The organism is Alkalibaculum bacchi, assembly GCF_003317055.1.
In the GTDB taxonomy this organism is placed as follows: Bacteria; Bacillota; Clostridia; order Eubacteriales; family Alkalibacteraceae; genus Alkalibaculum; species Alkalibaculum bacchi.
The window spans coordinates 58,804-84,116 of the sequence record NZ_QNRX01000001.1 but is presented as its reverse complement, the minus strand read 5'-3'; the positions used below and the strand labels follow the sequence as shown (position 1 = coordinate 84,116).

The 25,313-nt window shown below is 34.9% G+C and carries 22 protein-coding genes and 1 other annotated feature; of the genes, 19 read left to right on the top strand and 3 right to left on the bottom strand.

Annotated elements, in window-relative coordinates; translation table 11 throughout:
* The first annotated feature begins 166 nt into the window (after positions 1–166).
* The 3 genes from DES36_RS00395 to DES36_RS00385 all read left to right on the top strand — a co-directional run bounded on the left by DES36_RS00395 (position 167) and on the right by DES36_RS00385 (position 3,069).
* A complete protein-coding gene (locus DES36_RS00395) occupies positions 167–811 on the top strand; it encodes a redox-sensing transcriptional repressor Rex (protein ID WP_113919243.1) in 645 nt (214 codons plus the stop codon).
* Between the two features lie 157 nt (positions 812–968).
* Positions 969–2,273, top strand: coding sequence for a type I glutamate--ammonia ligase (gene glnA / locus DES36_RS00390; protein WP_113919437.1), 1,305 nt, complete (start codon positions 969–971; stop codon positions 2,271–2,273).
* Between the two features lie 220 nt (positions 2,274–2,493).
* Positions 2,494–3,069, top strand: a complete 576-nt coding sequence (locus DES36_RS00385; protein ID WP_170128115.1) for an ANTAR domain-containing response regulator — start codon at positions 2,494–2,496, stop codon at positions 3,067–3,069.
* Positions 3,070–3,212: 143 nt separating this feature from the next.
* Here DES36_RS00385 and DES36_RS00380 read toward each other — a convergent pair whose 3' ends face one another.
* The gene (locus tag DES36_RS00380) at positions 3,213–3,653 is read right to left on the bottom strand and encodes a hypothetical protein (RefSeq protein WP_113919241.1); all 441 of its coding nucleotides are present in this window, start codon (positions 3,651–3,653) and stop codon (positions 3,213–3,215) included.
* Positions 3,654–3,784: 131 nt separating this feature from the next.
* On the opposite strand from DES36_RS00380, the gene DES36_RS00375 reads away from it, so the two are divergent.
* The 13 genes from DES36_RS00375 to DES36_RS00315 all read left to right on the top strand — a co-directional run bounded on the left by DES36_RS00375 (position 3,785) and on the right by DES36_RS00315 (position 21,298).
* Positions 3,785–4,648, top strand: coding sequence for a DNA-3-methyladenine glycosylase family protein (locus DES36_RS00375; protein WP_113919240.1), 864 nt, complete (start codon positions 3,785–3,787; stop codon positions 4,646–4,648).
* A 279-nt stretch (positions 4,649–4,927) separates the two neighbouring features.
* Entirely contained in the window at positions 4,928–5,212 is a 285-nt protein-coding gene (gene groES, locus DES36_RS00370; RefSeq protein ID WP_113919239.1) for a co-chaperone GroES, read from the top strand.
* Positions 5,213–5,238: 26 nt separating this feature from the next.
* Positions 5,239–6,873 carry a chaperonin GroEL gene (gene groL, locus DES36_RS00365; RefSeq protein ID WP_113919238.1) on the top strand — a complete coding sequence of 545 codons (1,635 nt, stop codon included), beginning with the start codon at positions 5,239–5,241 and terminating at the stop codon, positions 6,871–6,873.
* Between the two features lie 498 nt (positions 6,874–7,371).
* Positions 7,372–8,829: an IMP dehydrogenase gene (gene guaB, locus DES36_RS00360; protein ID WP_113919237.1), complete on the top strand. Its 1,458-nt coding sequence runs from the start codon at positions 7,372–7,374 to the stop codon at positions 8,827–8,829.
* 330 nt (positions 8,830–9,159) lie between these two features.
* Positions 9,160–9,406: a binding site (T-box leader), on the top strand.
* Positions 9,407–9,557: 151 nt separating this feature from the next.
* Positions 9,558–11,189: a class I adenylate-forming enzyme family protein gene (locus DES36_RS00355; RefSeq protein ID WP_113919236.1), complete on the top strand. Its 1,632-nt coding sequence runs from the start codon at positions 9,558–9,560 to the stop codon at positions 11,187–11,189.
* Positions 11,190–11,422: 233 nt separating this feature from the next.
* Positions 11,423–13,204 carry an indolepyruvate ferredoxin oxidoreductase subunit alpha gene (gene iorA, locus DES36_RS00350; RefSeq protein ID WP_113919235.1) on the top strand — a complete coding sequence of 594 codons (1,782 nt, stop codon included), beginning with the start codon at positions 11,423–11,425 and terminating at the stop codon, positions 13,202–13,204.
* A complete protein-coding gene (locus DES36_RS00345) occupies positions 13,205–13,774 on the top strand; it encodes an indolepyruvate oxidoreductase subunit beta (RefSeq protein ID WP_113919234.1) in 570 nt (189 codons plus the stop codon). It begins immediately after the preceding gene.
* A gap of 135 nt (positions 13,775–13,909) precedes the next feature.
* Entirely contained in the window at positions 13,910–15,199 is a 1,290-nt protein-coding gene (guaA, locus tag DES36_RS00340; protein ID WP_113919233.1) for a glutamine-hydrolyzing GMP synthase, read from the top strand.
* Between the two features lie 268 nt (positions 15,200–15,467).
* Positions 15,468–15,680, top strand: a complete 213-nt coding sequence (locus DES36_RS14680; RefSeq protein WP_113919232.1) for a hypothetical protein — start codon at positions 15,468–15,470, stop codon at positions 15,678–15,680.
* A gap of 209 nt (positions 15,681–15,889) precedes the next feature.
* A complete protein-coding gene (locus DES36_RS00330; RefSeq protein ID WP_113919231.1) occupies positions 15,890–18,226 on the top strand; it encodes a formate C-acetyltransferase in 2,337 nt (778 codons plus the stop codon).
* An 18-nt stretch (positions 18,227–18,244) separates the two neighbouring features.
* Positions 18,245–19,027 carry a glycyl-radical enzyme activating protein gene (locus DES36_RS00325; protein ID WP_113919230.1) on the top strand — a complete coding sequence of 261 codons (783 nt, stop codon included), beginning with the start codon at positions 18,245–18,247 and terminating at the stop codon, positions 19,025–19,027.
* Between the two features lie 137 nt (positions 19,028–19,164).
* Positions 19,165–20,073 carry an ABC transporter ATP-binding protein gene (locus DES36_RS00320; protein ID WP_113919229.1) on the top strand — a complete coding sequence of 303 codons (909 nt, stop codon included), beginning with the start codon at positions 19,165–19,167 and terminating at the stop codon, positions 20,071–20,073.
* 1 nt (position 20,074) lies between these two features.
* A complete protein-coding gene (locus tag DES36_RS00315) occupies positions 20,075–21,298 on the top strand; it encodes an ABC transporter permease subunit (protein ID WP_113919228.1) in 1,224 nt (407 codons plus the stop codon).
* Positions 21,299–21,379: 81 nt separating this feature from the next.
* Here DES36_RS00315 and DES36_RS00310 read toward each other — a convergent pair whose 3' ends face one another.
* Positions 21,380–21,646 (bottom strand): hypothetical protein, encoded by a 267-nt coding sequence (locus DES36_RS00310; protein WP_148581874.1) that lies wholly within the window; start codon positions 21,644–21,646, stop codon positions 21,380–21,382.
* A gap of 242 nt (positions 21,647–21,888) precedes the next feature.
* Between DES36_RS00310 and DES36_RS00305 the strand changes: the two genes are divergently transcribed.
* On the top strand, positions 21,889–22,437 hold the full coding sequence (locus DES36_RS00305) for a hydrolase (RefSeq protein WP_113919226.1): 549 nt from the start codon (positions 21,889–21,891) through the stop codon (positions 22,435–22,437).
* Positions 22,438–22,620: 183 nt separating this feature from the next.
* Here DES36_RS00305 and DES36_RS00300 read toward each other — a convergent pair whose 3' ends face one another.
* The gene (locus DES36_RS00300) at positions 22,621–22,848 is read right to left on the bottom strand and encodes a hypothetical protein (protein ID WP_113919225.1); all 228 of its coding nucleotides are present in this window, start codon (positions 22,846–22,848) and stop codon (positions 22,621–22,623) included.
* A 210-nt stretch (positions 22,849–23,058) separates the two neighbouring features.
* Between DES36_RS00300 and DES36_RS00295 the strand changes: the two genes are divergently transcribed.
* Positions 23,059–23,841, top strand: a complete 783-nt coding sequence (locus DES36_RS00295; RefSeq protein WP_113919224.1) for an arylamine N-acetyltransferase family protein — start codon at positions 23,059–23,061, stop codon at positions 23,839–23,841.
* 146 nt (positions 23,842–23,987) lie between these two features.
* Positions 23,988–25,298 (top strand): leucine-rich repeat domain-containing protein, encoded by a 1,311-nt coding sequence (locus tag DES36_RS00290; protein ID WP_170128114.1) that lies wholly within the window; start codon positions 23,988–23,990, stop codon positions 25,296–25,298.
* The last annotated feature ends 15 nt before the right edge of the window (positions 25,299–25,313 follow it).

Here is a 25,313-nt window from a genome sequence, read left to right as displayed (position 1 = left end):
TGTACTTAATAAAGACTTCAAATAAGATTTTGGCGTGAATAATAGGAATAATTCATTTTAACAGATTAAAGACGAGAAATAAACTCCATTTGACACTATAATATCAAGTTTGCTATAATAGGTTGACTAGATTTGTTTGATGGGTTTATCTGGAAGGAGTAAGCATATGCAAAGAAATTCAATAAAGGTGTCTATGGCCGTAGTGCGAAGATTGCCCAAATATCATAGGTACTTAGGTGAATTGATAGAAAATGATGTAAACAGAATATCTTCTAAAGAATTAGGTAAGATTATGGGATTGACTGCATCTCAAATACGCCAAGATTTAAATTGTTTTGGAGGGTTTGGGCAACAAGGTTATGGCTATAATGTCAATGATTTATATAAGGAAATAGGAAGCATTTTAGGCTTAAATAGAGAATACAAAACCGTAATTGTAGGGGCTGGTAATCTAGGTCAAGCCATAAGTAATTACGAAGGGTTTCGAAGAGAAGGTTTTAAGCTTCTAGCCATGTTTGATGTTAATCCAAGATTAGTAGGCAATACCATTAGAGATATTAAGATACATGATATAATGGAACTAGAAGATTTTGTAAGAGATAATGGTGTTAATATCGGAATTATTTGTGTACCGAAATCATCTAGTCAAGAAATCGCAGATATTCTTGTTCGCGCTAATATTAGAGCTCTTTGGAATTTTGCACCGAATGATGTCAATGTTCCAGACAATATTATTATTGAGAATGTTTCAATCAACGAAAGTTTATATACCTTAACTTATCTAATGAATGAAGATAATTTAGATATTTAAATTGACAAAATAAAGAGAACTAAATATAATAAACACAAGTAAATATAAACGACAATGACGTCTATAAATTGAGTATTTTTTACTCATATTGTAGACGTTTTTTGTTATAAAAGATGAATATCAATAGGGAGGATTTAGAGTGACAAAACAAGAAGTTATGCAAAAGGCAAAAGAATTGGGCGTAGAATTTATACATTTACAATTTACAGATTTACGAGGAATTATGAAGAATTTATCCATTACCATAGAGCAATTAGATAAGGCTCTAGATGGGGAAATCATGTTTGATGGATCTTCTATTGATGGATTTGCAAGAATCGAAGAATCGGATATGTATTTAAAACCAGATTTAGATACATTCGTCGTATTTCCATGGAAACCTCAAACTGCACGAGAAGCAAGATTGATTTGTGATGTTTATAATCCAGATAATACTCCTTTTGCAGGATGTCCACGTAATATTTTGAAGAAAACAATTAAAAAAGCATTACACATGGGATATACCATGAATGTAGGTCCTGAATGTGAATTCTTCCTATTTGAAATAGGAGAAGATGGGACTCCTACTTTAAAGACAAATGATGATGCAGGATACTTTGATTTAGCTCCTGTAGACTTAGGTGAAAGTGCAAGACGTGATATGGTACTTACCTTAAAAGAGATGGGTTTTGAAATTGAGGCATCCCATCATGAATGCGCTCCAGGTCAACACGAAATTGACTTTAAGTATTCAGATGCGCTAAAAGCAGCAGATAATATTATGACTTTTAAAATGGTCGTTCGAATAATTGCTCAAAGACATGGTCTTCACGCCACATTTATGCCAAAACCTATTTATGGCATTGCAGGTTCTGGCATGCATATCAATCAATCTTTATTTAACGGTGAAAAAAATGCATTTGATGACCCAAATGGAGAATACCAATTAAGCGATACAGCAATGCACTATATTGCTGGATTAATAAAGCATGCAAGAGGTTTGACGGCGCTTACAAATCCAACTATAAACTCCTATAAGAGATTAGTACCAGGTTATGAAGCTCCTGTCAATATTGCTTGGTCTCCTAAAAATAGAAGTCCTTTGATTCGAATTCCTGCTAAAAGAGGATCATCTACCAGGGTAGAACTTCGAAATCCGGATCCTTCAGCAAATCCATATTTAGCATTAGCAGGTAATTTGGCGGCTGGACTATCGGGGATTGAACAAAAACTAATGCCACCTGCACCTGTTTCAGAAAATGTGTATGATATGACCGAAGTTGAAAAAATAGAAAAAGAAATTGGTGCATTGCCAGGTACCTTATTAGAAGCAATAGAAGCATTAAAACAAGATGAATTATTGATGGATACATTAGGTGAGCATGCAAGGGTAAAATATATCAAAGGTAAATTACATGAGTGGAATGACTATAGAACACAAGTATCAAAGTGGGAATTAGACCAATATTTGACTAGCATCTAATATATTGTTTGAGATACTATTTCCCTAAGTAAACTGTTATAATCATTATAAGTGAACCATAGTTAAATAATCGTTTGGCGCGCCTTAGGCGCGTTTTTATATACTGTATAAATTCTTAGCTGCTACCCCAGTCATCTTGAGCGGTAGCGAAAGATCCTGACACATGCAAGCTAATGACTAAAGAGTAATGACTAGGGACTATCAGATGGGAGAGGAAAGTATGCTAAAAAGTCTGATACTTTGTATTAACAATAAAAAGCTTGAAGCTCATATTCAGTTAGGCTTAAAAAAATCCGGCTATAATGTATTGACTTGCGAAGATGGAAATAGTTTGATTCGCCTTGCCCATACTAGGCATATTGATTTGGTCATAGTAGATGAGGAGCTTCGTGGTTTGAGAGCTATTGATGTAGTAAATATTATTTATACTGAAAAAATATGTCCGGTCTTAATCGTAGCAAATGATTTTAGGAATGATTACATAGATTGGATTGAAAAAGGTTGGATATACGGATCTGTACATTTACCTATGAATCAAGTAGAATTATTAAAAATCGTAAAAGGCGCTATAGCTAATGGAGAAAGGATGTTACTACTAGACCGAGAAATCGAAAAACTTAAAAAACAACTAGCCGAGCGAAAAATAATAGAAAAAGCAAAAAGCATTCTTATGGAAAAAAAGTCATGTACAGAAGAGGGTGCATACACATACATAAGAAAGATCAGTATGAATAAGGGCGTGCCTATGGAAAAAATAGCAGAAGCCATCATTAGGTCCCTAAAATCTAAAAAGTAGTCGCTAGACACTAGTCGTTAGTCTCTAGCATTTTGGGATTCCTTTTGAGTCTTTATTTAGGCTATCTAAGATAGCCATAGTGCGAGTGATTAGGGTGTAGCGCCTAAGGACTAAATATAAATAAACCAACGCTTTGCGTTGGTTTATTTATATTTATCATATTTGATTTCCGAAATCTGCATAGCGCCAAAGAAAATCGTTACAGTATTGGTTACTAAAGGGATGTATTGCTTTAGTAGGAAAAAGAAGTGCTCTTTATTTAAAGTAATACTAGGAAAATAAAAAATGAGTTTTAGAGCATTCATAATAATGAATATCAGGCATAAAGCATAGGCTATATTTGCATTGTATTTTCTCACTCGCATGAGAGCAATGCTAAACAAGGAGATTAACGTGGATAATATAGCAAAAATGATAAATTCTATTACACTGGCATTTTTTATGGGCAGTTCTAAAAAAGTAAAAGAATCGGTAATCAAAAAATACGTAAGAAATTCAGCCATATTAGCAATTAATAAAATAACAAATAAGATAAACCCCAAAATGGCATAAATAATAGTCTTGTGATTTTGTTCTTTAAACATAGTAAACTCCTCTATAGGTATTGTTTTAAGAGAGACTGTTTTAGATTATAATAGTATTGTATCAAATATTATAGAATTATGGTAATATTAATTATTCCATCATAGATATGACAATCATACGAGGTGCACATATGTTAAAAGAAACATCTATACACAAAAATCAAATAATTCTTCAAACAGGGTACTTTGATTTAAAGCAGACTTTTGAATGTGGACAATGTTTCCGTTGGAATGAAGTAGAACAAGGGCATTATATAGGTCTAGTAAAAGACAAGGTATTAGAAATGTATCAAGTAGGACAAGAAATTTCTTTTTATAATACAGATGAAAAAGATTTTAAGGATATATGGGTAGATTATTTTGATTTAAATAGAAATTATGAAGAATTAATTGAAGAAATATCAAAGGAGAAGATCATGAAAGCTGCTACAGAATATGGTAAGGGCATTCGGATTTTGTGTCAGGATGAGTGGGAAACTCTAATCTCCTTTATCATTTCTGCTAATAATAATATTCCTCGAATAAAAAAAATACTAGAACGTTTTAGTAAACTTTTCGGTCAAAAGATGTGCTATAAAGGAGAAGAGTATTATACCTTTCCTACACCAGAAAGTTTACAGGGGATTACAGAAAAGGATTTGGAGGAAATTAAAAGCGGCTATCGAGCTAAGTATATTATTGATGCTGTACAAAAGGTCAATGAAAGTCAAGTAGATTTATATAATCTTAAGAATTTAGAAACAGGAGAGGCCAGAAAAGAACTCCTTAAAATTAAAGGAATTGGACCTAAAGTGGCAGACTGTATTCTGCTATTTTCTATGAGAAAGTACAGCTGCTACCCCATAGACGTATGGATTCGAAAGGTAACAGAAAAATTATACTTTAAAAGAGAGTGCACACCTAAAGAAATTCAAAAATTTGCAGAAGATATGTGGAAAGATAACGCAGGCTTTGCACAACAGTATTTGTTTTACTATGCAAGAAATCAGTTGTAGAAAGATTAGGTGATTTAACAGAAAATGCGGAAAGCTGAATGTGGAAAGCGGAACTCTCATATTTAGTATGTAAATGTAGAGGTGTGGATTGTAAAGATATAAAATTTTTGTTCCAATACTGTTAAAAAAATATGAGAAAGTTGAATATAAGTAAAATAAAAATGCCAAAATATAGTTGACTTTTAAGAATTTATTTTGTATCATTATATGTGTCGATTAGCACTCGACAATAATGAGTGCTAACAATCAATTCGGATAAAATACGAGGAGGGTTTTTATATGAAACTTAAACCATTAGGTGACAGAGTTGTAATTAAAGTAAAAGAAGAAGAAGCAACAACTGCAAGTGGCATTGTTTTGCCAGGTACTGCAAAGGAAAAACCTCAAGAAGCTCAAGTAGTAGCAGTAGGCAGTGGTGAATTAGTAGATGGTAAAAAAATAGAATTAGAAGTTAAAGTAGGAGATACCGTAATTTATTCTAAGTACTCAGGAACAGAAGTTAAAATCGATGGCGAAGATTATTTAATCGTGAGACAAAACGATATTTTAGCAATAGTTGAATAAAAAGTAAAATAAGAGGAGGAATAAAAATGGCAAAAGAAATTAAATTTTCTTCAGATGCAAGAGCATCATTAGTTGAAGGTGTTAATAAACTAGCAGATACTGTAAAGGTTACTTTAGGACCAAAAGGAAGAAATGTTGTATTATCAAGAAGCTTTGGTTCTCCAATCATCACAAATGATGGTGTTACAATTGCAAAAGAAATCGAATTAGAAGACCCTTATGAAAACATGGGTGCACAATTAGTAAAAGAAGTGGCTACAAAAACCAACGATGTAGCTGGTGACGGTACTACTACTGCTACATTACTAGCTCAAGCTATCATTAGAGAAGGTATGAAAAACTTAGCTGCTGGTGCAAATCCAATGGGATTAAAAAGAGGTATTGAAAAGGCAGTAGAAATAGTTGTAACTGAATTACACAAAACAAGCAAAAAAGTAGAAAACAAAGAAGGTATTGCTCAAGTTGCTTCTATTTCTGCAGCAGATGAAAAGATCGGTAAATTAATTTCTGATGCAATGGAAAAAGTAGGAAACGATGGTGTTATCACTGTTGAAGAAGGCAAAAGTATGGGTACTGAATTAGAATTTACAGAGGGTATGCAATTTGACAGAGGATACCTTTCTGCATACATGGCAACAGACAATGAAAAAATGGAAGCTATATTAGACAGTCCTTATATTTTAATAACAGACAAAAAAATCAGTAATATTCAAGAAATTTTACCAATACTAGAGCAAATCGTTCAAACAGGCGGAAAATTATTAATCATCGCTGAAGATGTAGATGGAGAAGCTTTAGCTACTCTAGTTGTAAATAAATTAAGAGGAACATTTAACTGCGTAGCAGTAAAAGCTCCAGGGTTTGGCGATAGAAGAAAAGCTATGTTAGCTGATATTGCAGCATTAACAGGTGGTCAAGTGATTTCTGATGAATTAGGATTTGATTTAAAATCTGCTACATTAGAGCAATTAGGTAGAGCTAGACAAATTAAAGTAGATAAAGAAAATACAATCATCGTAGAAGGCCAAGGAAATAAAGCGGATGTAGAAGACAGAATCAATCAAATTAAGAGACAAATTCCAGAAACAGATTCTGACTACGATAGAGAAAAATTACAAGAAAGACTTGCTAAATTATCAGGTGGTGTAGCTGTAATCAAAGTAGGTGCTGCAACTGAAACAGAAATGAAAGAAAGCAAGTACAGAATTGAAGATGCTTTAAACGCTACAAGAGCAGCAGTTGAAGAAGGTGTTGTAAGCGGTGGTGGTACAGCATTCATAGGTACTATTTCAAAAGTAGAAGATTTAATTAACACTTTAGAAGACGACGAAAAAACAGGTGCTTCTATTGTTAGAAGAGCTCTTGAAGAGCCAGTAAGACAAATCGCTGCAAATGCAGGATTAGAAGGCTCTGTTATCGTTGAAAACTTAAGAGTAAAAGAAGATGGTATGGGCTTTGATGCTGCTAAAGGCGTATATGTAAACATGTTCCAAGCAGGTATTACAGACCCAACAAAAGTAACAAGATCTGCAATTCAAAATGCAGCTTCTGTTGCGGCTATGTTCTTAACTACAGAAGCAGCAGTAGCTGAATTACCAAAAGATGAACCAGCAATGCCAGGCGGAATGGGCGGCATGGGTGGAATGGGCGGAATGATGTAATTCCGGCCTAAGTAATGAAGAAAAGTCTCGTAAGAGGCTTTTTTTTTGGCTGAAAGCAAAAGGCTCAATGCGGAACTCGCATATCTAATATGTAAAGTTAGAAGTTTTGCTTTATCTACTATTTGAGTCATCTTGATATATAGATGAAAGCCTTGATCTGAGTGACTTGACCCTAGAACGCTGGTGACTAGTAGCTGGCTGCTGATGGCTAAAGCGCAGAAGGCGCTTTTAACGAAGTGTTTGTGAAATGTAAATATTCTGAAAATTAGGTTTGATATTGACAATCTTTTTAGTTAATACTATACTAATAAAAATATTCTTACGGATATTCAATATCTTTTCATTCAACAATGTTCGAATTGTCTTATAAATTCAGCCAACCACAAGAAACACGCTTTGCGAGTTTCTTATGGTTACGCGGGCAGTCGCCAAATGTCTGCAAGCAGCCACTTGGCTCGTTGCCTTCACGATAATAAAATTAAATTAGGAGTGTACAGTATGGGAAAAATAGTAAAAGAAGGTTTGACTTTTGATGATGTTCTATTAATACCTGCTCATTCAGAAGTTTTACCAAATCAAGTAGAACTTGCTACGGTTTTAACGAGGAAAATCAAGCTTAACATTCCTATTATTAGTGCAGGAATGGATACTGTAACTGAAGCAAAGCTTGCTATAGCTATGGCGAGACAGGGTGGTATTGGTATTATACACAAGAACATGTCTATCCAAGATCAAGCTATGGAAGTGGACAAGGTTAAGAGAAGTGAACACGGCGTCATCGTAGACCCATTCTTCTTAAGCCCAGACCATGTAGTAGGCGATGCATTAGAGCTTATGGAAAGATACCGCATATCGGGAGTTCCCATTACAGTAGACGGAAAGTTAGTGGGCATTATCACCAATAGAGACCTTCGATTTGAAAATGATCCTACAAAGAGAATAGAAGATGCTATGACAAAAGACAATCTGGTCACTGCTCCAGAGGGGACAAATTTAGAAGAAGCAGAAAACATTCTAAAACGTCATAAAATCGAAAAGCTTCCTATTGTAGATCAATACAATAATTTAAAAGGTTTAATTACAATTAAAGATATCGAAAAAGCTATCAAATACCCTTATTCAGCAAAAGACGATAAAGGAAGACTTTTAGTTGGTGCAGCTGTAGGCGTAAACAAAGACCTAAAAGACAGAATAAAGGCTCTAGTCGAAGCAAGAGTAGACGTAGTGGTTGTTGATACAGCACATGGACATTCAAAAGGTGTACTAGATGCCATTCGACACATTAGGGAACTTTATCCTGAACTTCAAATTATCGCTGGAAATATTGCTACAGGAGAAGCAGCTAAAGATTTAATCGAAGCAGGAGTAGATGCTATTAAAGTAGGAATTGGACCAGGTTCTATTTGTACTACACGTGTTATTGCAGGAATTGGTGTTCCTCAAATCACTGCTATTATGGATTGTGCAGAAGTGGCTAAGAAATATGGCGTTCCAATTATCGCTGATGGAGGTATTAAGTACTCAGGAGATATTGTAAAAGCTATTGCAGCAGGAGCGGATACGGTTATGATCGGTAGCCTCTTTGCAGGTACGGAAGAAAGCCCTGGTGAAACGATTATATATCAAGGTAGAAGCTTTAAATCCTATAGAGGAATGGGTTCTATTGCAGCCATGAAACAAGGAAGCTCTGATCGCTATTTCCAAGAGGGCAACAATAAACTGGTTCCTGAAGGTGTTGAAGGAAAAGTTCCATTCAAAGGTTCATTAGCAGATACAGTGTTTCAAATGTTAGGTGGCCTTCGCTCTGGTATGGGATATTGTGGTGCTGCAAATATTCAAGAATTAAAAGAAAATACTCAATTCATCAAGATTACAAGTGCAGGTTTAAGAGAAAGTCATCCACATGATGTCTCTATTGATAAGGAATCCCCAAATTACACAAGTGCAAAATATTAGATAATAAACGAACAACAGAAAAAATAAGACCTAGGAAATCCTTGACTGATAGGAGTTTCCTAGGTTGTTTTATTTAATGTGTACAGGTGAAAATCAGGCCTTATTAGCAGATAAAAATGGACCTTCAATGTAATGTAATAAATTCATATTACGAACTTAAAAGGGTCTACACATTCATATTTGTTTGTATATTTGAAAATAATTGACCTATTTTATGAGTACGAAGTAGCCTTTAAAGAGTTTGAGAGGGTAAAATTATGTTAAAATAACTTAACAAGAAATATAAAAGTTGACATTGACTTTCTTTTACAAAAAGAGTACAATCAAGTTTAAATAATGTTGATTGGAAATAAGTAAAAGCGATGTCAGGCTTTATAGAGAGCAACCGGTTGGTGGAAGGTGCAAAAGATGAATTGTTTTGAATACATTCCAGGAATTGCGGGCTGAAGGTAATTTTCTGTGTAGGCTTTGCCAGGTGCACCTGTTATAGTGCAAGGGTGTGATTGCACCTGTTGAGGCAAATGTCGTGAGATATTTGTAAATTGAGGTGGTACCACGGACATAATCCGTCCTCTGAATAGCAATATTCGGAGGGCGGTTTCTTTCATTTGGCGAATTTCACGACCTTAGCAGGGGGCAAAGACCACTGCTAAGGCGCCACTGCACAAAATAGAGCCAACTACCTTTAACCCTACCCCTCCAGAAAATAATAAAATGGAGAAGAAAACATGCCTATTACAGAAATTCTTACTCAAAATGCAGCCTTATACGGCAGTGAAGTAAGTTTGGTTGAAATCAACCCAGGAATAAAAGAAATTAAAACCAGTTGGAAAGATTATGATCTAGTTGAAACAGATCCATCAAAGAAATTCCGTCGAGAAATGACTTGGCGTGAATTTGATGATAAAGCAAACCGCATGGCCAATTTCTTATTGGATAGAGGATTACAAAAAGGTCAGAAGGTGGCAATTTTATTAATGAATTGCCTAGAGTGGCTGCCCATTTATTTTGGAATATTAAAGACTGGTGCAATTGCAGTACCATTTAACTATCGATATACTTCAGATGAAATCCAATACTGTATCGATCTAGCAGAATGTGACGTCATAATATTTGGCCCAGAGTTTACAGGAAGAATAGAAGCTATTCGAGATAAGATTTCAAGAGTAAAAATACGTCTATACCTAGGTCAAGATTGCCCTTCCTTTGCTGAAAACTATTATTCATTGACTGCATGTTGTTCTTCAGTAGCTCCTAAAATCATACTTAAAGATGAGCAAGATGCTGTGATTTATTTTTCATCAGGTACGACTGGTTTTCCAAAAGCAATATTACATACCCATGAGAGTCTTATGACAGCTGCTAAAGTAGAAGTAGCCCACCATAAGCAGACAAGAGAAGATAATTTCCTCTGCATTCCGCCCCTTTATCATACTGGTGCAAAGATGCATTGGTTTGGAAGTCTTTTATCTGGTAGTAGGGCAGTATTACTTAGAGGCATAGATCCTGAGTGGATCGTGAAAACCATATCTGATGAAGGTATAACCATTGCTTGGCTTTTGGTACCATGGGCTCAAGATATACTTGATGCAATTGAACGAGGCGAAATCAAGTTAGAAGAACATCAGATCTCTCAATGGAGATTGATGCATATTGGTGCACAGCCTGTTCCTCCAAGTCTGATTCATAGGTGGTTAGACTATTTTCCAGGACATCAATATGATACGAATTATGGTTTGTCGGAATCTATAGGGCCTGGTTGCATTCACTTAGGCATAGACAATGTCTCTAAAGTAGGTGCCATAGGAATCCCTGGACACCTGTGGCAAATAAAAATTACAGATGAAAAAGGGAAGGCCGTTAAGCAAGGTGAAGTAGGGGAACTTTGTGTAAAAGGACCAGGCATTATGAAGTGTTATTACAGAAATCCAGATGCTACAGCAGAAGTGCTCAAAGACGGTTGGTTATTTACAGGTGACATGGCTCGAATGGATGAGGACCATTTTGTTCATCTTGTAGATCGCAAAAAAGATGTGATTATCAGCGGCGGAGAAAATTTGTATCCGGTACAGATTGAAAATTTTCTTAGGACACATGATGCAATTAAAGATGCTGCTGTTATTGGAATTCCCGATAGGCGTCTTGGAGAAATTGCTCAAGCAATTATCGAATTAAAACCAGGTTACACTTGTAGTGAAGAGGAAATTGCAGAGTTTTGCAATGGACTCCCCCGTTACAAACGCCCTAGAAAATTTGTATTTGAAGAAATTCCAAGAAATCCAACGGGCAAAATTGAAAAGCCTAAGCTAAGAGAAAAGTACTGTAGTATAAATCTGGTAGAGGCACAGACAGAAAGTTAAGTAGGTCCGCTTTAGTCCCTAGTCGTAAGTCCTTAGTCACTAGCACGATAGTATTCCTTTTGAGTCTAAGATCTTTGATAAGGCTCGTATGATTAGCGTAGATTAGTCGAAAGTGATTTTTATTAGTATGTAAAAAGGGAAACAATGGTTTAGGTTATAAGATTAGAATGTGTTTTACAAATGCTAGTTAAAGTGTTAAATTAAGATAAAGCATTTTGAATAAGGAGGATTCCATGAAAAAACTAATGACTGGAAACGAAGCTTTGGTTCAGGGAGCTTGGGAGGCTGGAGTAAAATTTGCCTCTGCATATCCAGGAACACCAAGCACAGAGATATTAGAAAGTTTGACGGAGCGAAAAGAAGTAAAATCAGAATGGGCTCCAAATGAAAAAGTTGCTATAGAAGCAGCTATAGGGGCTTCTATAGCGGGATTAAGATCTATGGCGTCTATGAAACATGTTGGTGTAAATGTTGCGGCAGATCCATTGTTTACATATGCTTATACAGGTGTTACTGGCGGTTTTGTACTTATAACAGCTGATGAACCAGGGCAACACTCTTCTCAAAATGAGCAAGATAATCGAAACTATGCTAAAGCTGCAAAAATTCCTATGCTCGAACCTGCAACAAGCCAAGAATCAAAAGACATGATGAAAGAAGCCTTTACCATCAGTGAAACATATGATACGCCTGTACTTGTCCGAGTGACAACTAGAGTCTGTCATTCAAAGAGCATCGTAGAATGTGAGAATCGGGTGGAAGCAGATTTTTCAGATTATGAAAAAAACGTAAAAAAATACATAACCGTTCCTGCTGTAGCAAGAGAATTGAGAAAGAAAGTAGAACAGAGGATGATTGACCTTGCTGACTACAGTGAAAAATCTCCCTTTAATTTTATCAAGGACAATGGGAAAAAAATTGGTGTAATATCATCAGGAGTATGCTACTCGTATGCAAGAGAAGTATTTGGAGATGAAGCAAATTACCTTAAACTAGGATTTACTAATCCTCTTCCGGATAGGATGATCTCTGAATTTTGCAAGGATTTAGATACAATATATGTTCTCGAAGAAAACGACCCATACATTGAGGAAAGAGTAAAAATGTTAGGTTTTGTACCTCATGGAAATGATACATTCCCTCCATATGGTGAACTTACACCTGATGTAATCCGAAAATCCTTATACGGAAGTGAACTACCAACAATTTCTTACGATAAAGACATGGTGATTTCAAGACCTCCAACTCTTTGTGCAGGTTGCCCCCATAGAGGAATTTTCTATGATTTAGGAAAAAGAAAGAACGTAATGGTTGCTGGGGATATAGGATGCTATACCTTAGGATTTTCTGAGCCATACAATGCTATGGACTTTAATATTTGCATGGGTGCCGCTTTCTCAGCAGGTCACGGAGCTCAAATAGCATTTGATCTTAAAAACGAAGATAAGAGAGTAGTCTCTGTATTAGGCGATTCTACTTTCTTCCACACAGGAATCAATTCCTTAATAGAGGTTTTATACAATCAAAGCAAAACCGTAAATGTCATTTTGGATAATCGAATTACAGGTATGACTGGGCATCAAGAAAATCCTGGTTCTGGTCGTCATGCTGATCTTTCAGATGCTCCAATCATGGACATTGAAGCCATTGTAAGAGCTCTTGGGGCAAAGAATGTAAAGACAATAGATCCAAATGATTTAACTCTTGTAAAAGAAACCTTCGATTGGGCATTAGGACTTGACGAGCCTTCTGTAATTATAACGAGATGGCCGTGTGTTCTCAAAAAGCTTTCTCAACAAGATCAAGAAGAATTCCAGGATGTATTTAAAGATAAGTACAAAGTAGATCAAGATCTATGCATTGGCTGTAAACTTTGTATTAAAGCTGGTTGTCCAGCCCTTTCTTATGAGCCAGCTACGAAGAAAACGATCATAGATCGAAATCAATGTGTAGGATGTGGAGTCTGTGCTCAGCTTTGTAAGAAACAAGAGGCCATTGTGAAGGAGGAAAGATAAATGGTTAAGAGTATACTATTAGTTGGTGTAGGCGGACAAGGAACAATTTTAGCCAGCAAGCTACTCACACAAGGTCTTATGGAAGCTGGTCATGATGTGAAAATGAGTGAGATCCACGGAATGTCACAAAGAGGAGGTTCTGTTTCATCTCAGGTCAGATATGGAGAAGAAGTCCATTCACCAGTCATAGAGAGAGGTGGAGCGGATATACTGGTATCCTTTGAAATAATGGAAGCTCTAAGATGGTTGGATTATTTAAAACCTGATGGAAAGATCGTAGTAAATAATTATTCCATCAAACCTATGCCTGTGGTAATGGGGAAATGTACCTATCCAGATGGTATATTAGATGAATTAAAAAGCAAAGTACCAACAACTGTAGTTGATGCACAAAGGGAAGCTGTAAAATTAGGCAACTCAAAGGTAATGAATATAATTCTCTTAGGAACCATTGTTAAGAAAATGAATTTAGAATCTATTGATTGGAACAAAATCATTTCTGATAACGTAAAACCTGCATTCGTAGAAATTAACTTGAAAGCCCTAGAAGTGGGTAAAAGCTTAGTTTAAATAAGTTCGAAATGTAAAATGGCATCTCCTGCGGAGATGTCATTTTTCAAAAAACCGATTTTTTCTATATAAGAATATAGCGTTGAAAGGATAGTTGTGTTAGGATAGGAGTATTAAAAATGTGGGAGGCAAAAGATGAAGCAAGATAGAATATTGATTATTGACCTTGGCAGTACTATGAATACGAATATTGCTAGAGAAATTAGAGCATTAGGTGTTTATACAGAGATTCACCCTCACGATTTGACAAATGAAGAAGTGAAAAACTTACAAAATGTAAAGGGGATTATCCTAAACGGTGGAGTCAATAGGATAGTTGACGGCGTTGAAATAGATGCTTCAGATGCTTTATATAATGCAGGTGTTCCTGTTTTATCTGTAGATCATAAAGGGGCAAAGCCTTGGCCAAAAACTGTAGAAGAGCGTCAGGATATAATGAAAAAATTTATATTAGAAGAATGTAAGGCAGAAAAAAACTGGAATATTGACAACTTCATTCAAGAGCAGGTTCAGCTTATTCAAGAACAAGTAGGGGATAAAAAGGTGCTTTTAGCCCTGTCTGGAGGAGTGGATTCTTCAGTAGTAGCAGCTCTCCTTATTCGTGCAATCGGCTCCCAACTTACATGTGTCCACGTAAATCACGGACTCTTACGTAAGGGCGAACCAGAGGAAGTAGTTCAAGTATTCCGAGAAGAAATGGGAGCAAATCTAGTCTATATCGATGCAGTGGATCGCTTCCTTGAAAAACTTGCTGGTGTGGAAGATCCTGAAGAAAAGAGAAAGATTATCGGCAATGAGTTTATCTACGTATTTGATGAAGAAGCCCGTAAATTACAGGGAGTAGACTTTTTAGCTCAAGGAACCATATACCCAGATATCATTGAATCTGGCACAAAGACTGTAAAAGCGGTTAAGAGCCACCACAATGTAGGTGGTTTGCCAGAGGATTTACAATTTGAATTAATCGAGCCTTTAAAGATGTTGTTTAAAGATGAAGTTCGAGAATGTGGACTAGCCCTTGGGCTTCCAGAGTCTATGGTATATCGTCAACCATTTCCAGGACCAGGTCTAGGGGTTCGTTGCCTTGGCGCAATAACAAGGGATCGATTGGAAGCTGTTCGAGAATCAGATGCTATTCTACGAGACGAATTCAAGAAGGCAGGTCTTGAAGGTAAAGTATGGCAGTATTTTACCGTAGTGCCCGACTTTAAGTCTGTAGGCGTAAAAAATCACAATAGAAGTTTTGAATGGCCAGTGATCCTTAGAGCAGTAAACACTGTAGATGCTATGACCGCTACAATTGAACGTGTACCATATGAAGTATTCGATATTATAACAGAAAGAATCACTCACGAAGTTCCAGGAGTTAACCGTGTACTATACGATCTAACTCCAAAGCCAACAGGAACCATTGAGTGGGAGTAAAGTAAAAAACCTAGAAGCCAGTATTACCTGGACTCCTGGGTTTTTTACTTTTACAGTATTTGGTTGGTTATGCCTAAAAGGCAAATGATTTACTCATATACAAAATGCATGAGATAGTGCCGTATAGGCTCTATTTGTTGTATTAATAATTTCAACATTAATGTGTAAACCTTATGTGTTATACATAAGAACCAGTTTATGATATATTGTACTTAAGTTGATAAGCGCTTACAGCTTGGAGGAATAGATTACTCATCAAAAATTAGCAGTGAGATTCCATGTTAGCCCAAGTTCAATTGCTAATGATTTAGAAAAAATTGATGAAAATTATTCTATTAAGATTATCTCTTCAAAAAGAGGCACTAGAATAAAGGGTACAGAGGAAGATATACAAAGAAACTTATTTCGTTATTGTGAAAACGTTTTATCTCATAAAGGGATTAATAATGAACAACTTTTTATGATACAAATGATAGTTTAGCAAGTGCGATTGTTTAAAAAATTATTATACGAGGAGAGATATATAGTGAAAATTGTAGCAGTTTTGATTTTGATATGGAAGTAATATAAGGAATGTAATTAGTAGTATTCAGTGTGAATTGATCATAATACATATTTTCACACTGACTATCTCTATATTATGAGAAGAGAAAATTTAGAATAAAAGCATAGAAAAGGAGTTACTAAAATATGCAGACAACAAGAATAATGTGTAATTTCGACGAAGTAGACACAAAGAGAATAGAAAACATAAAGAAAAATATGTTGAATCCAACAAGAGAAATTTCTTTAGAAAGAGCTCTTTTATATACTGAAAGTTATAAAGAAACCCAAGGGCAAGCCGTTATTTTGCGAAGAGCAAAGGCTGTAGCCCATATTTTAGATCATGTTCAAATTTCCATTCGTGAAGGAGAACTTCTAGTAGGTAATCGAACCATTAAACCCAGAAGTGGTATCGTATCACCAGAGATGGACCCCTACTGGATATTCGATGAAATAGATACCATGGATACTAGGCCTCAAGATCAATTTCATTTTTCAGAAGAAAATAAGAAGATTTATAAAAATGTTTTATATGCTTACTGGCAAGGAAAATGCATGAAAGATTTTATAACCAAAAAAATAGATAAAGATATTCAAAAGTCTATTGATGAAGGGGTCGTTAGCTTAAATCAAACGGATAAGGGGCAAGGTCATATCATCTTAGATTTTCCAACGATTTTAAAGCATGGCATAAAAGAATACATGGACATTCTAAATGAACACATTTCTAAGAATCCCGATAATGATTTCCTTTGTGCTGCGCTCATTGTATTTGAAGCATTTTCTAGGCATTGTCTCAGATATGAAAAACTAGCCAGAAGCGAAGCAGAACATCAGGGCATATCGGCTAAAAGAAGAGAAGAGTTGCTCTATATTGCTTTTATGTGTAATAAGTTAAGCACAGAAAAACCTGAAAACTTCCAAGAAGGATTACAATTAGTTTGGTTGACAAGTATTGCCGCTCAGTATGAATCCAACGCGTCGTCTATGTCCTTAGGTAGAATGGACCAGTACTTATATAAACTCTATTTAAGTTCCTTAAATCAAGGTTACTCAAAGGAAACTTTACTCTCCTATTTGATTGATTTCTACCTAAAAACAAATGATGTAGTAATACTAAGAAGTCAAACAAGTGCAAAATCATTTGCTGGTTTTCCTGTAGGATATAATATTGCATTAGGAGGGTTAGACTCTTTTGGAAGATCCTCTATAAATGAACTGTCTTATCTGTTTTTAGATGCCTATGCATATGTAAAGACGCCACAACCCAATCTGTCTGTACGAACCAATGAGTTGATTTCTCAAAAATTCCTTAATAAAACTTGTGAAACCATTCGCATGGGTACAGGCATACCACAGCTCTTTAATGATGAAGTATGTGTGCCCGCTTTTTTAACAAAGAGGGTCACTTTAGATGATGCGAGAGACTATGCCATTGTTGGATGTGTAGAAGTGACTATACCAGGTCGTACCTATGGACTTCACGATATCGCAATGTTTAATTTCTTACGTGTAATGGAACTAACCATGTATAGCTTCAAGGGAGATCATACTATTACTTATGAAAAGCTTTATCAGAAGATGAAAGAGCGAATTTCATACTATGTTGAATTGATTACTAGAGGATCTGATATTGTAGATTTAGGGCATAGAGAATTTGCTCCTACACCATTTTTATCCTCTCTTGTTCTTGATTGCTTGCAAAATGGTAAGGACTTAACAGAAGGGGGCGCTAGGTATAATTTTTCAGGAGTTCAGGGCATAGGTCAGGCTAATTTAAGTGATTCTATGTATGTCTTAAAGAAAATGGTTTTTGAAAATAAAGAAATCACTTTTGATGAAATGTTAGAAGCAATGGAGAAAAACTTTGAAGGTAAATACGCTTCATTACAAGAACATGTCATAAACGACTTTGATAAATACGGAAATGATAATGATGAAATAGACTTTATCGCAGCAGATATGTTTAAGCACTATTCTACTGAAATGAGCAAATATACTAATATCCGTGGTGGTCAGTTTAATCCTGGTGCATACACAGTTTCTGCACATATTCCTCTGGGAGAGGCTGTAGGAGCTACTCCTGATGGAAGGAAAAAACAAGAGCAATTAGCAGATGGTGGTCTTTCCCCAATGGTAGGTAGAGATCGTCTAGGACCAACAGCCGTTCTAAAGACAGTGAGTAAACTAGATAATATGCTCATGGTCAATGGAAGTCTCCTGAATTTGAAATTTCAACCAAATACGTTAAACGGCAAAGAAGGGATAGAGAAATTCTCAAATTTTCTCAGAGCATTCACGAAATTAAAAATTCAACATGTGCAGTTTAATGTTCAATCTAAGGATACTTTGCTTGATGCACAGAAGAACCCTGATAATTATAGAGGATTAGTTGTCCGCGTAGCTGGTTACTCTGCTTTCTTTGTAGACTTAAATGAAAAAATCCAAAACGATATTATCGCTCGTGCATCACATACACTTTAGGGAAGGGATAGAGTGTGAATGATGAAAGGATTGATTTTTAATATTCAAAGATATTCTGTTCATGATGGAAGTGGTATTCGTACGGTGGTCTTTCTAAAGGGTTGTCCATTATTTTGTCCTTGGTGTAGCAATCCAGAGTCCCAAGGCGCTGTACAGCATACAGAGTGGATAAAAAATGGAAAAACGGAAACCATTGGCGAATGGAAAACAGTAGAAGAAGTCGTAGATGAAGTTTTAAAAGATGAAATGTTCTTTAGAACTTCATCTGGTGGAGTAACATTATCTGGTGGGGAAGCCCTAGCTCAATATGAATTTGCAAGAGAATTATTAAAGGAACTAAAATTATATAGTATTCATACAGCAATCGAGACAACAGGATCCACCAGTGCATATCATCTAAAAGAGTTGCTTCCTTATTTAGATCAGGTACTATTTGATCTGAAGATTATGGATGAGAAAAATTTAAAAAAGGTTTTAGGTGCAAATTTATCAAAAGTAAAAGAAAGCTTTAAATTAGCAGCAGAAACAGAGGGCGTAGAGCTTATTCCAAGAGTTCCACTTATCCCTGATTATACCGCAAATGAAGAAAACCTAATGCAAATTATAGATTTTCTTAAAAAATATAATATCAATCAAGTTCATCTATTGCCTTTTCACCAATATGGAAGCAATAAGTACCACTATTTGGGGTGGGAATATGCTATGGATGGAATACCTGCATTATCAACAGATGAAATAAATAATATTAAAGAAATTTTTATAGCAAAAAAAATAATTCCAATTATTGAAGGATTAGCTTAGACGAAGAATTGAATAAATAAAAATACAAAAGAAGCGCTTGAGCGCTTCTTTTGTATTTTTAAGATTCTTGTAAGAATTCTGTAATAAGTATTTAAAATAAATCTATTATACTTGATTATATAAAGAGGAGGGGAAGTATGAGTGTTCTTGGAGTAAATAATGTTTATAAGTCTTTAGGTAAAAGAGAAATCATCAAAGGAATTGATTTTTCTGTAGAAGAAGGAGAAATCTTTGGCTTTTTAGGACCTAATGGGGCAGGTAAGACGACGACGATAAAGATGATTGTAGGACTTATTCGGCCGGACAAAGGTAGTATTTCTATTAATGGAGCTGACATTTTAAAGGATGGCAACAGAGCCAGAGCTAAGCTAGGAGCAGTGGTGGAAAATCCAGAAATGTACAATTACTTATCTGGTATGGCGAATTTAAAGATGATTGCCGAAATTCGAAAAATACCGAAACAAGATATATTGGATGTGGTAGAGTTAGTAGATTTATCAAATCGAATAGATGATAAGGTAGGAAAGTATTCTTTAGGCATGAAACAGAGGTTAGGCCTAGCTTGTGCTCTTTTGGGAAAACCAAAACTGCTTATTTTAGATGAACCTACTAATGGATTAGATCCATCTGGAATCATCGATTTTCGAAATATTGTAAAAAATGCTGTAAAGGAACTAAAAACCTCTGTATTTATTTCTTCTCATATACTTAGCGAGGTACAACAACTGTGTAATAGAGTAGCTTTTATCAATCATGGAGAAATCAAAAGCATGGAGGACTTGATTAACGGAAACGTCCAACAGGGATACGAACAAATTGCAATTGTAGCAAGTCCAGTGAGTTCTATAAAAAATGTATTAGATAGTATTGGAGAAGTTTCAAATGTAGTGCAAAAGGGTACAGAGTACTGTGCTGTAATAGAAAAGGGAAGCACTCCAAAAATCATCAAAGCCTTAGTAGAGAAAAATGTGGACATATACCAGATATATCAAAAACAAAATAGTTTAGAACAAAGGTATATGGAATTAGTAGAGGGGGGGAAATAATATGGCTGTTCTCATACGACAAGAGCTATACAAACTCTTTAAGCGAAAAAAGACTCTAGTTGTCATTGTGGGATTTATCTTACTAACAGTATTTTTGTGTTACGGCATTAAGCAAAACGCTTATTATATGGAACAATACAGTAAGCCAGAATTTCAAATTCAAAATCTAGAAGAGAATATAGCATATTTAGAGAAGGACATGGAGAATATTCCAGAGGAAATAAAAAATGATAAGGATGAAGTAAAGCTTTATCAGGACCGAATCCAAAGTGATATTAAAATGATGGAAGAAGAACTAAAGATACTAAAGACAAGGGTGGATGAAAATCTATCTTGGGAAGAAATATTAAAACAAGATATCTTAGAACATGAAAAAATGATTGAAGATAATAAAGCGCTTTATTCATCTGGAGATTTAGTTTCTATGAAACTGGAATTAGAGCAATTGAAATACTTGCAATATAAGGAGATTAAGCCACAAGAAAATTATGATTTTAATGCATTCATCTATATTAATGAATTAGTTTTGCAGCTTGGTCAAATATTTTTGGCAATTGGAATTGCCGTCTTTGCAGCAGATATGGTTTCAGGAGAATGGACGCCACCGACTATGAAATTGCTTTTAGCCCAGCCTGTATCTAGGGGGAAAGTGCTGTTATCTAAATTTCTTGCTGTTGCAATTGCTGCAGTAGGATTAATTATATTAATCGAGCTTTTGTCTTTTATCTTAGTTGGTTTCTTATTTGGCTTTGGAGATATGAATTATCCAATGGCTATTGGCAAGGCCTTCGATTGGGATCTTTCCGTACTGCTTGAAAACGGATCTCATCCATTAGAATTAATTGACGGTAGCTGGAGAATTGTTCCCGTTTGGCAATATACTCTCATGTTATTTGGATACCAAGGGCTATTTATTTTGGCAGTTACATCTTTTGTCTTTATGATATCTTCTATTGTAAAGAGCAGTATGGTTTCTATGGGTGCAAGTGTAGTATCTCTTATTGCGGCAACGATCGTATTTCAGATATCCAGCTTTTATGGTTTGTCTAAATTCGTCTTTACCACCTATTCATCAATAGGGGAAATGATTACAGGAGATATATCTGTTTATTTAAACGATCCTAACTTTACGGCAATTACAGGGATACTCGTTTTAGTAGGATGGACAATATTATGCTATATTTTCTCTCATATATTATTTACAAGAAGAGACTTACTTATTTAAAAACAAAGAAAACCATAAGAACTCCTAAAGGGTTGTTATGGTTTTTAATACGTATCTCTTTAAAGCGACAAAAGTGTTATCCTACTGATTGTTATTGTCATTAGTTACGGCGTCATTTACTTCGTTCCCTGCTTCATCCATAGTATCACCAGCATCTTCGACGGCATCGTTCATTTCATCGCCGACATTTTCTCCATCATCAATAACGTCATTCTCTAGATTGTCGTCATTGATATCTCCGTCGTTGCCAGGATCCACTTGTTGTTGTTCTTCAATGGGCTGGTTTTGTTCTTCAATAGGCTCTTCTTGTGTTGTACAAGCAGAAAAACTAAAGATGAAACAAGCCATAGTTATTAATAATAAAAATTTCTTTTTCACATGAAAACCTCCTAAATATAGTTTATCAATAATATTAAATTCTTGATAAAATTACTATTCCCAATTTATATGAAAAAATTATACTTTTATTACCTAAAAAATATAGTTATACTTATTTGTAATAAAGTAAGTACCTGTACAAACTCTTATAAAAAAATGTTATACTGAAGTTAATATATACATTTTCAAAGAAGGGAAACGGAGGAGTAAAAGTGGATAAATTTTATCTAAATAAAGAGGATGCAATTGTTTTAGTCATTGATATTCAAGAAAAATTAATGCCAGCAATACTTGAGAAAGAAGAATTAGTGAATAAGAGTAAAATTCTCATATCTGGAGCAAAAATTTTAGAAGTACCCATATTTGTAACTGAGCAGTACCCTAAAGGTTTAGGTAAAACCATAGGCGAAATAGATGCTCTCACCAAAAATGATCCTATATTTGAAAAGATAAGCTATACTTGTTGCACTGATGAGGTTTTGGCGTATTTAGAAAAATCTAAGAGAAAACAAGTGATTATTACAGGTGTAGAGACACATGTTTGCGTATACCAAACAACGAGAGATTTATTAAATCACGGATACTCTGTATTTGTGGCTAGTGATGCAGTAAGCTCTAGAACCTTAGAGAATAAACAAAATGGCATAGCATTAATGAAAGATATGGGGGCAGTAATAAGCAATACGGAGACTTTGTTATTTGATATGTTAAAAATCGCTGGAACGCCAGAATTTAAGGCGATTTCGAAGATGATAAAATAACTGCTGAAAGTGGAAAGCGGAAAAAACTAAGCTTTTAATGAACAATGAACAATGAACATGGAACATTGAACAGTACAAATATGCGATTTTTATAAAATTACCTTAGTATTGTTAATTATTAAATATTCATTGTTCATTGCGACGTAAGTCGCATATTTGCTGACCACCTTATCACCTTACCACCTAAATAAGTATATCAAACGTCCCATCTCCATTTTCCACAAATTCCCTATTGGATTTTAATACGGTCTTATTACGATACTCAATCATTTCTATTGTTAATCCATTTGGATAGGTGTAGTAATATCTTTTATAATTTTGGCCATTTGTAACTTCTTTTTTATCGTAATTCATATTAAATGAAGTCAATACTTTTATATCAGTATCTCGCTCAAAAGTGTACTCAAACATAATAGACTCCTTTATTTGTTTATAAATAGTATGACCCCACTGAAATTAAAAATGTATTATTTTCTTATAAGATTAGATAATATTTTCATAAGACAAGTAAAAAATATGATGAAAAGAGAAATTATGTGCAATTAGATATTGTAATCTGACTAATTTTATATAATAATAAAAAGTAAGAAAACTATGACTACACTTAAAGGGGAAATTACTATGTCAAAAGATTGTTTTACGATTGAAGGGTATCTTGAAAGAATTAATTACAAGGGGAGTTTAGATGTATCCAAAGAAACTTTATATAATATACACATGGCTCATGCCCTAAATATTCCTTTTGAAAATCTAGATGTCTATTTAAAAAAGCCAGTTTATTTGGATAGAGAATCTTTATATAAGAAGATTGTAACCAATAAAAGAGGTGGATACTGTTTTGAAATGAATGGCTTGTTGTCCATTATCCTACAAGGATTGGGTTTTAAAGTGTTAAATTTATTAGCACGCATTACAAAAGATAATGGAATAACTTATAATGCAAAAACTCATCAAGTTTTGTGTGTGGAAATAGGTGATGATAAGTATCTATTAGATGTAGGTTATGGAAATCACGGCTTGGCTGCTCCTATACTTATAGAGCTAGGAAAGGAACAAGAACAGTTCTATGATACTTTTCGAATTGTAGAAGTTGAAAAGTATGGATATGCATTGCAAAGAAAAGTCGAAGATGAGTTTATGTATATATATGCTTTTGATTTAAAAGAATGCAGTCCAGCGGATTTTATGATGTCCCATCACTTTACATCTACCTTTCCAGAGTCTCTTTTTGTCAACAAAAAAGTATGCACCATGCCTACAAAAGAAGGCCGTATTACTTTAACAGACGATCATTTTAAGGTAGTAGAAGGTAATGAAACATCTCTACTAGAAATAGAGGATGACAATCATTATAATAAACTGCTAAAAGAATATTTTAAATTGGATTTAGAGACAATGAGATAATATAAGGGCACCTCTCTTACCCAGAGGTGTTCTTTTTAGGTGGTAAGGTGGTAAGGTGGTAAGGTGGTAAGGTGGTAAAATCAGCGGTCGCGGAGTGACCTGCTGATTTTACTTAGAGCTTAGAACGAACACGGGGAGATGATGTGTTGAAATTTTATTATAAAGAAGAAAAAGATGCTATTGTAATCACGGGTGTAGAAGGTATTACAGATAATATTGTAAAGATTCCGTCTGTAATTAATGGTAAGTCCGTGAAAGAAATTGGCCCAGAGTGCTTTCAAAACATCAAAGGAATAAAATCTATAGAAATACCTAATACCGTTGTTAAAATAGGGAAGTGGGCTTTTGGTAACTGTAGTGACTTACAGGAAATGAGTATACCTGATACAGTAGAGGTAATCGGTCGTAATGCATTTTCTTACTGTACTTCTCTTAGGTGTGTTCATTTACCAGAAGAGCTAAAAGAAATAGGCAAATCCATCTTTAGCGGTTGTAGTAAACTTAAAGATATTGTTATTCCAAAATCCGTTACCCAAATAGGGTGGTATGCCTTCGTAGATTGCAAGAGTCTAGACAGTATCCATATCCCTGATAAAATTGTAGAGATAGGAGGAGCTGCATTTAAAGGATGCACTAATTTAAAAACGATTCATATTCCTTCTAAAGTAAAATTAATCGACTGGCATGCTTTTGAAGCTTGTAAGAGTTTAGAATCTATAGAGGTAGAAGATGAGAATGAGAATTATTCAAGTATTGACGGAGTTCTTTATGATAAGAGCCAACAGACTTTAATATACTATCCTATTAATAAAGGGGAATCTTTTGAGATACCAAAGAAAGTAAAAAGGATTCAGGAAAACGGCTTTTGGGGTAGTATAAATCTAAAAGAAATAATTATTCCTGAGTCGATGCAATGTATAGGGGATCACGCTTTTAATGGTTCTGCTCTTGTAAGCATAGAAATGTCAGACAAGGTGAAAATTGGCCAATGGGCTTTTAGCGGTTGTAAGGATCTGGAAAAAGTGACCATAACAGGAGATGGAAAAAATGGTTTAAACGGATTAGAACCTCTGAGAAAAGGCATATTAAACAATAAATTGCAGTATTTTTCTGGTAGTAGCTTTGCCTTTGACTTTCTTCTAAGTGTTGATCAAAAAGGACAATTAGCTCTCATGTATTGCAAGGGTCAAGTCAAATACAATACGATATCACAAAAAACCTACGAAAATTACATTTCATCTCACATTGACGATATCATTTTAGAATTAATACATGAGGATTCACTAGAAGGCCTCCATTATTTAGCTCGTACAAATAAAATAGATCCTCACAAAATTGATGTATTCATTGAAGAGGCAAATACGTCTAGGTCTATTAAAGTTCTGGCTTTCCTAATGGAGTACAAGAATGAGAATGTCTACAATCAAGATATTGATGATCCATTGTCTTTAGACTAAGGGGAGAATCTTATG

Bases quoted from the DNA above. Each gene is read 5' to 3' on its own strand.
- DES36_RS00380 (WP_113919241.1), bottom strand. From the start codon at position 3,653: ATGTTTAAAGAACAAAATCACAAGACTATTATTTATGCCATTTTGGGG.
- DES36_RS00325 (WP_113919230.1), top strand. From the start codon at position 18,245: ATGATGAAAGGATTGATTTTTAATATTCAAAGATATTCTGTTCATGAT.
- iorA (WP_113919235.1), top strand. From the start codon at position 11,423: ATGAAAAAACTAATGACTGGAAACGAAGCTTTGGTTCAGGGAGCTTGG.
- DES36_RS00395 (WP_113919243.1), top strand. From the start codon at position 167: ATGCAAAGAAATTCAATAAAGGTGTCTATGGCCGTAGTGCGAAGATTG.
- guaB (WP_113919237.1), top strand. From the start codon at position 7,372: ATGGGAAAAATAGTAAAAGAAGGTTTGACTTTTGATGATGTTCTATTA.
- glnA (WP_113919437.1), top strand. From the start codon at position 969: ATGCAAAAGGCAAAAGAATTGGGCGTAGAATTTATACATTTACAATTT.
- DES36_RS00310 (WP_148581874.1), bottom strand. From the start codon at position 21,646: ATGGCTTGTTTCATCTTTAGTTTTTCTGCTTGTACAACACAAGAAGAG.
- DES36_RS00355 (WP_113919236.1), top strand. From the start codon at position 9,558: ATGCCTATTACAGAAATTCTTACTCAAAATGCAGCCTTATACGGCAGT.
- DES36_RS00345 (WP_113919234.1), top strand. From the start codon at position 13,205: ATGGTTAAGAGTATACTATTAGTTGGTGTAGGCGGACAAGGAACAATT.
- DES36_RS00385 (WP_170128115.1), top strand. From the start codon at position 2,494: ATGCTAAAAAGTCTGATACTTTGTATTAACAATAAAAAGCTTGAAGCT.
- guaA (WP_113919233.1), top strand. From the start codon at position 13,910: ATGAAGCAAGATAGAATATTGATTATTGACCTTGGCAGTACTATGAAT.
- DES36_RS00295 (WP_113919224.1), top strand. From the start codon at position 23,059: ATGTCAAAAGATTGTTTTACGATTGAAGGGTATCTTGAAAGAATTAAT.
- groL (WP_113919238.1), top strand. From the start codon at position 5,239: ATGGCAAAAGAAATTAAATTTTCTTCAGATGCAAGAGCATCATTAGTT.
- DES36_RS00330 (WP_113919231.1), top strand. From the start codon at position 15,890: ATGCAGACAACAAGAATAATGTGTAATTTCGACGAAGTAGACACAAAG.
- groES (WP_113919239.1), top strand. From the start codon at position 4,928: ATGAAACTTAAACCATTAGGTGACAGAGTTGTAATTAAAGTAAAAGAA.
- DES36_RS00300 (WP_113919225.1), bottom strand. From the start codon at position 22,848: ATGTTTGAGTACACTTTTGAGCGAGATACTGATATAAAAGTATTGACT.
- DES36_RS00375 (WP_113919240.1), top strand. From the start codon at position 3,785: ATGTTAAAAGAAACATCTATACACAAAAATCAAATAATTCTTCAAACA.
- DES36_RS00315 (WP_113919228.1), top strand. From the start codon at position 20,075: ATGGCTGTTCTCATACGACAAGAGCTATACAAACTCTTTAAGCGAAAA.
- DES36_RS00320 (WP_113919229.1), top strand. From the start codon at position 19,165: ATGAGTGTTCTTGGAGTAAATAATGTTTATAAGTCTTTAGGTAAAAGA.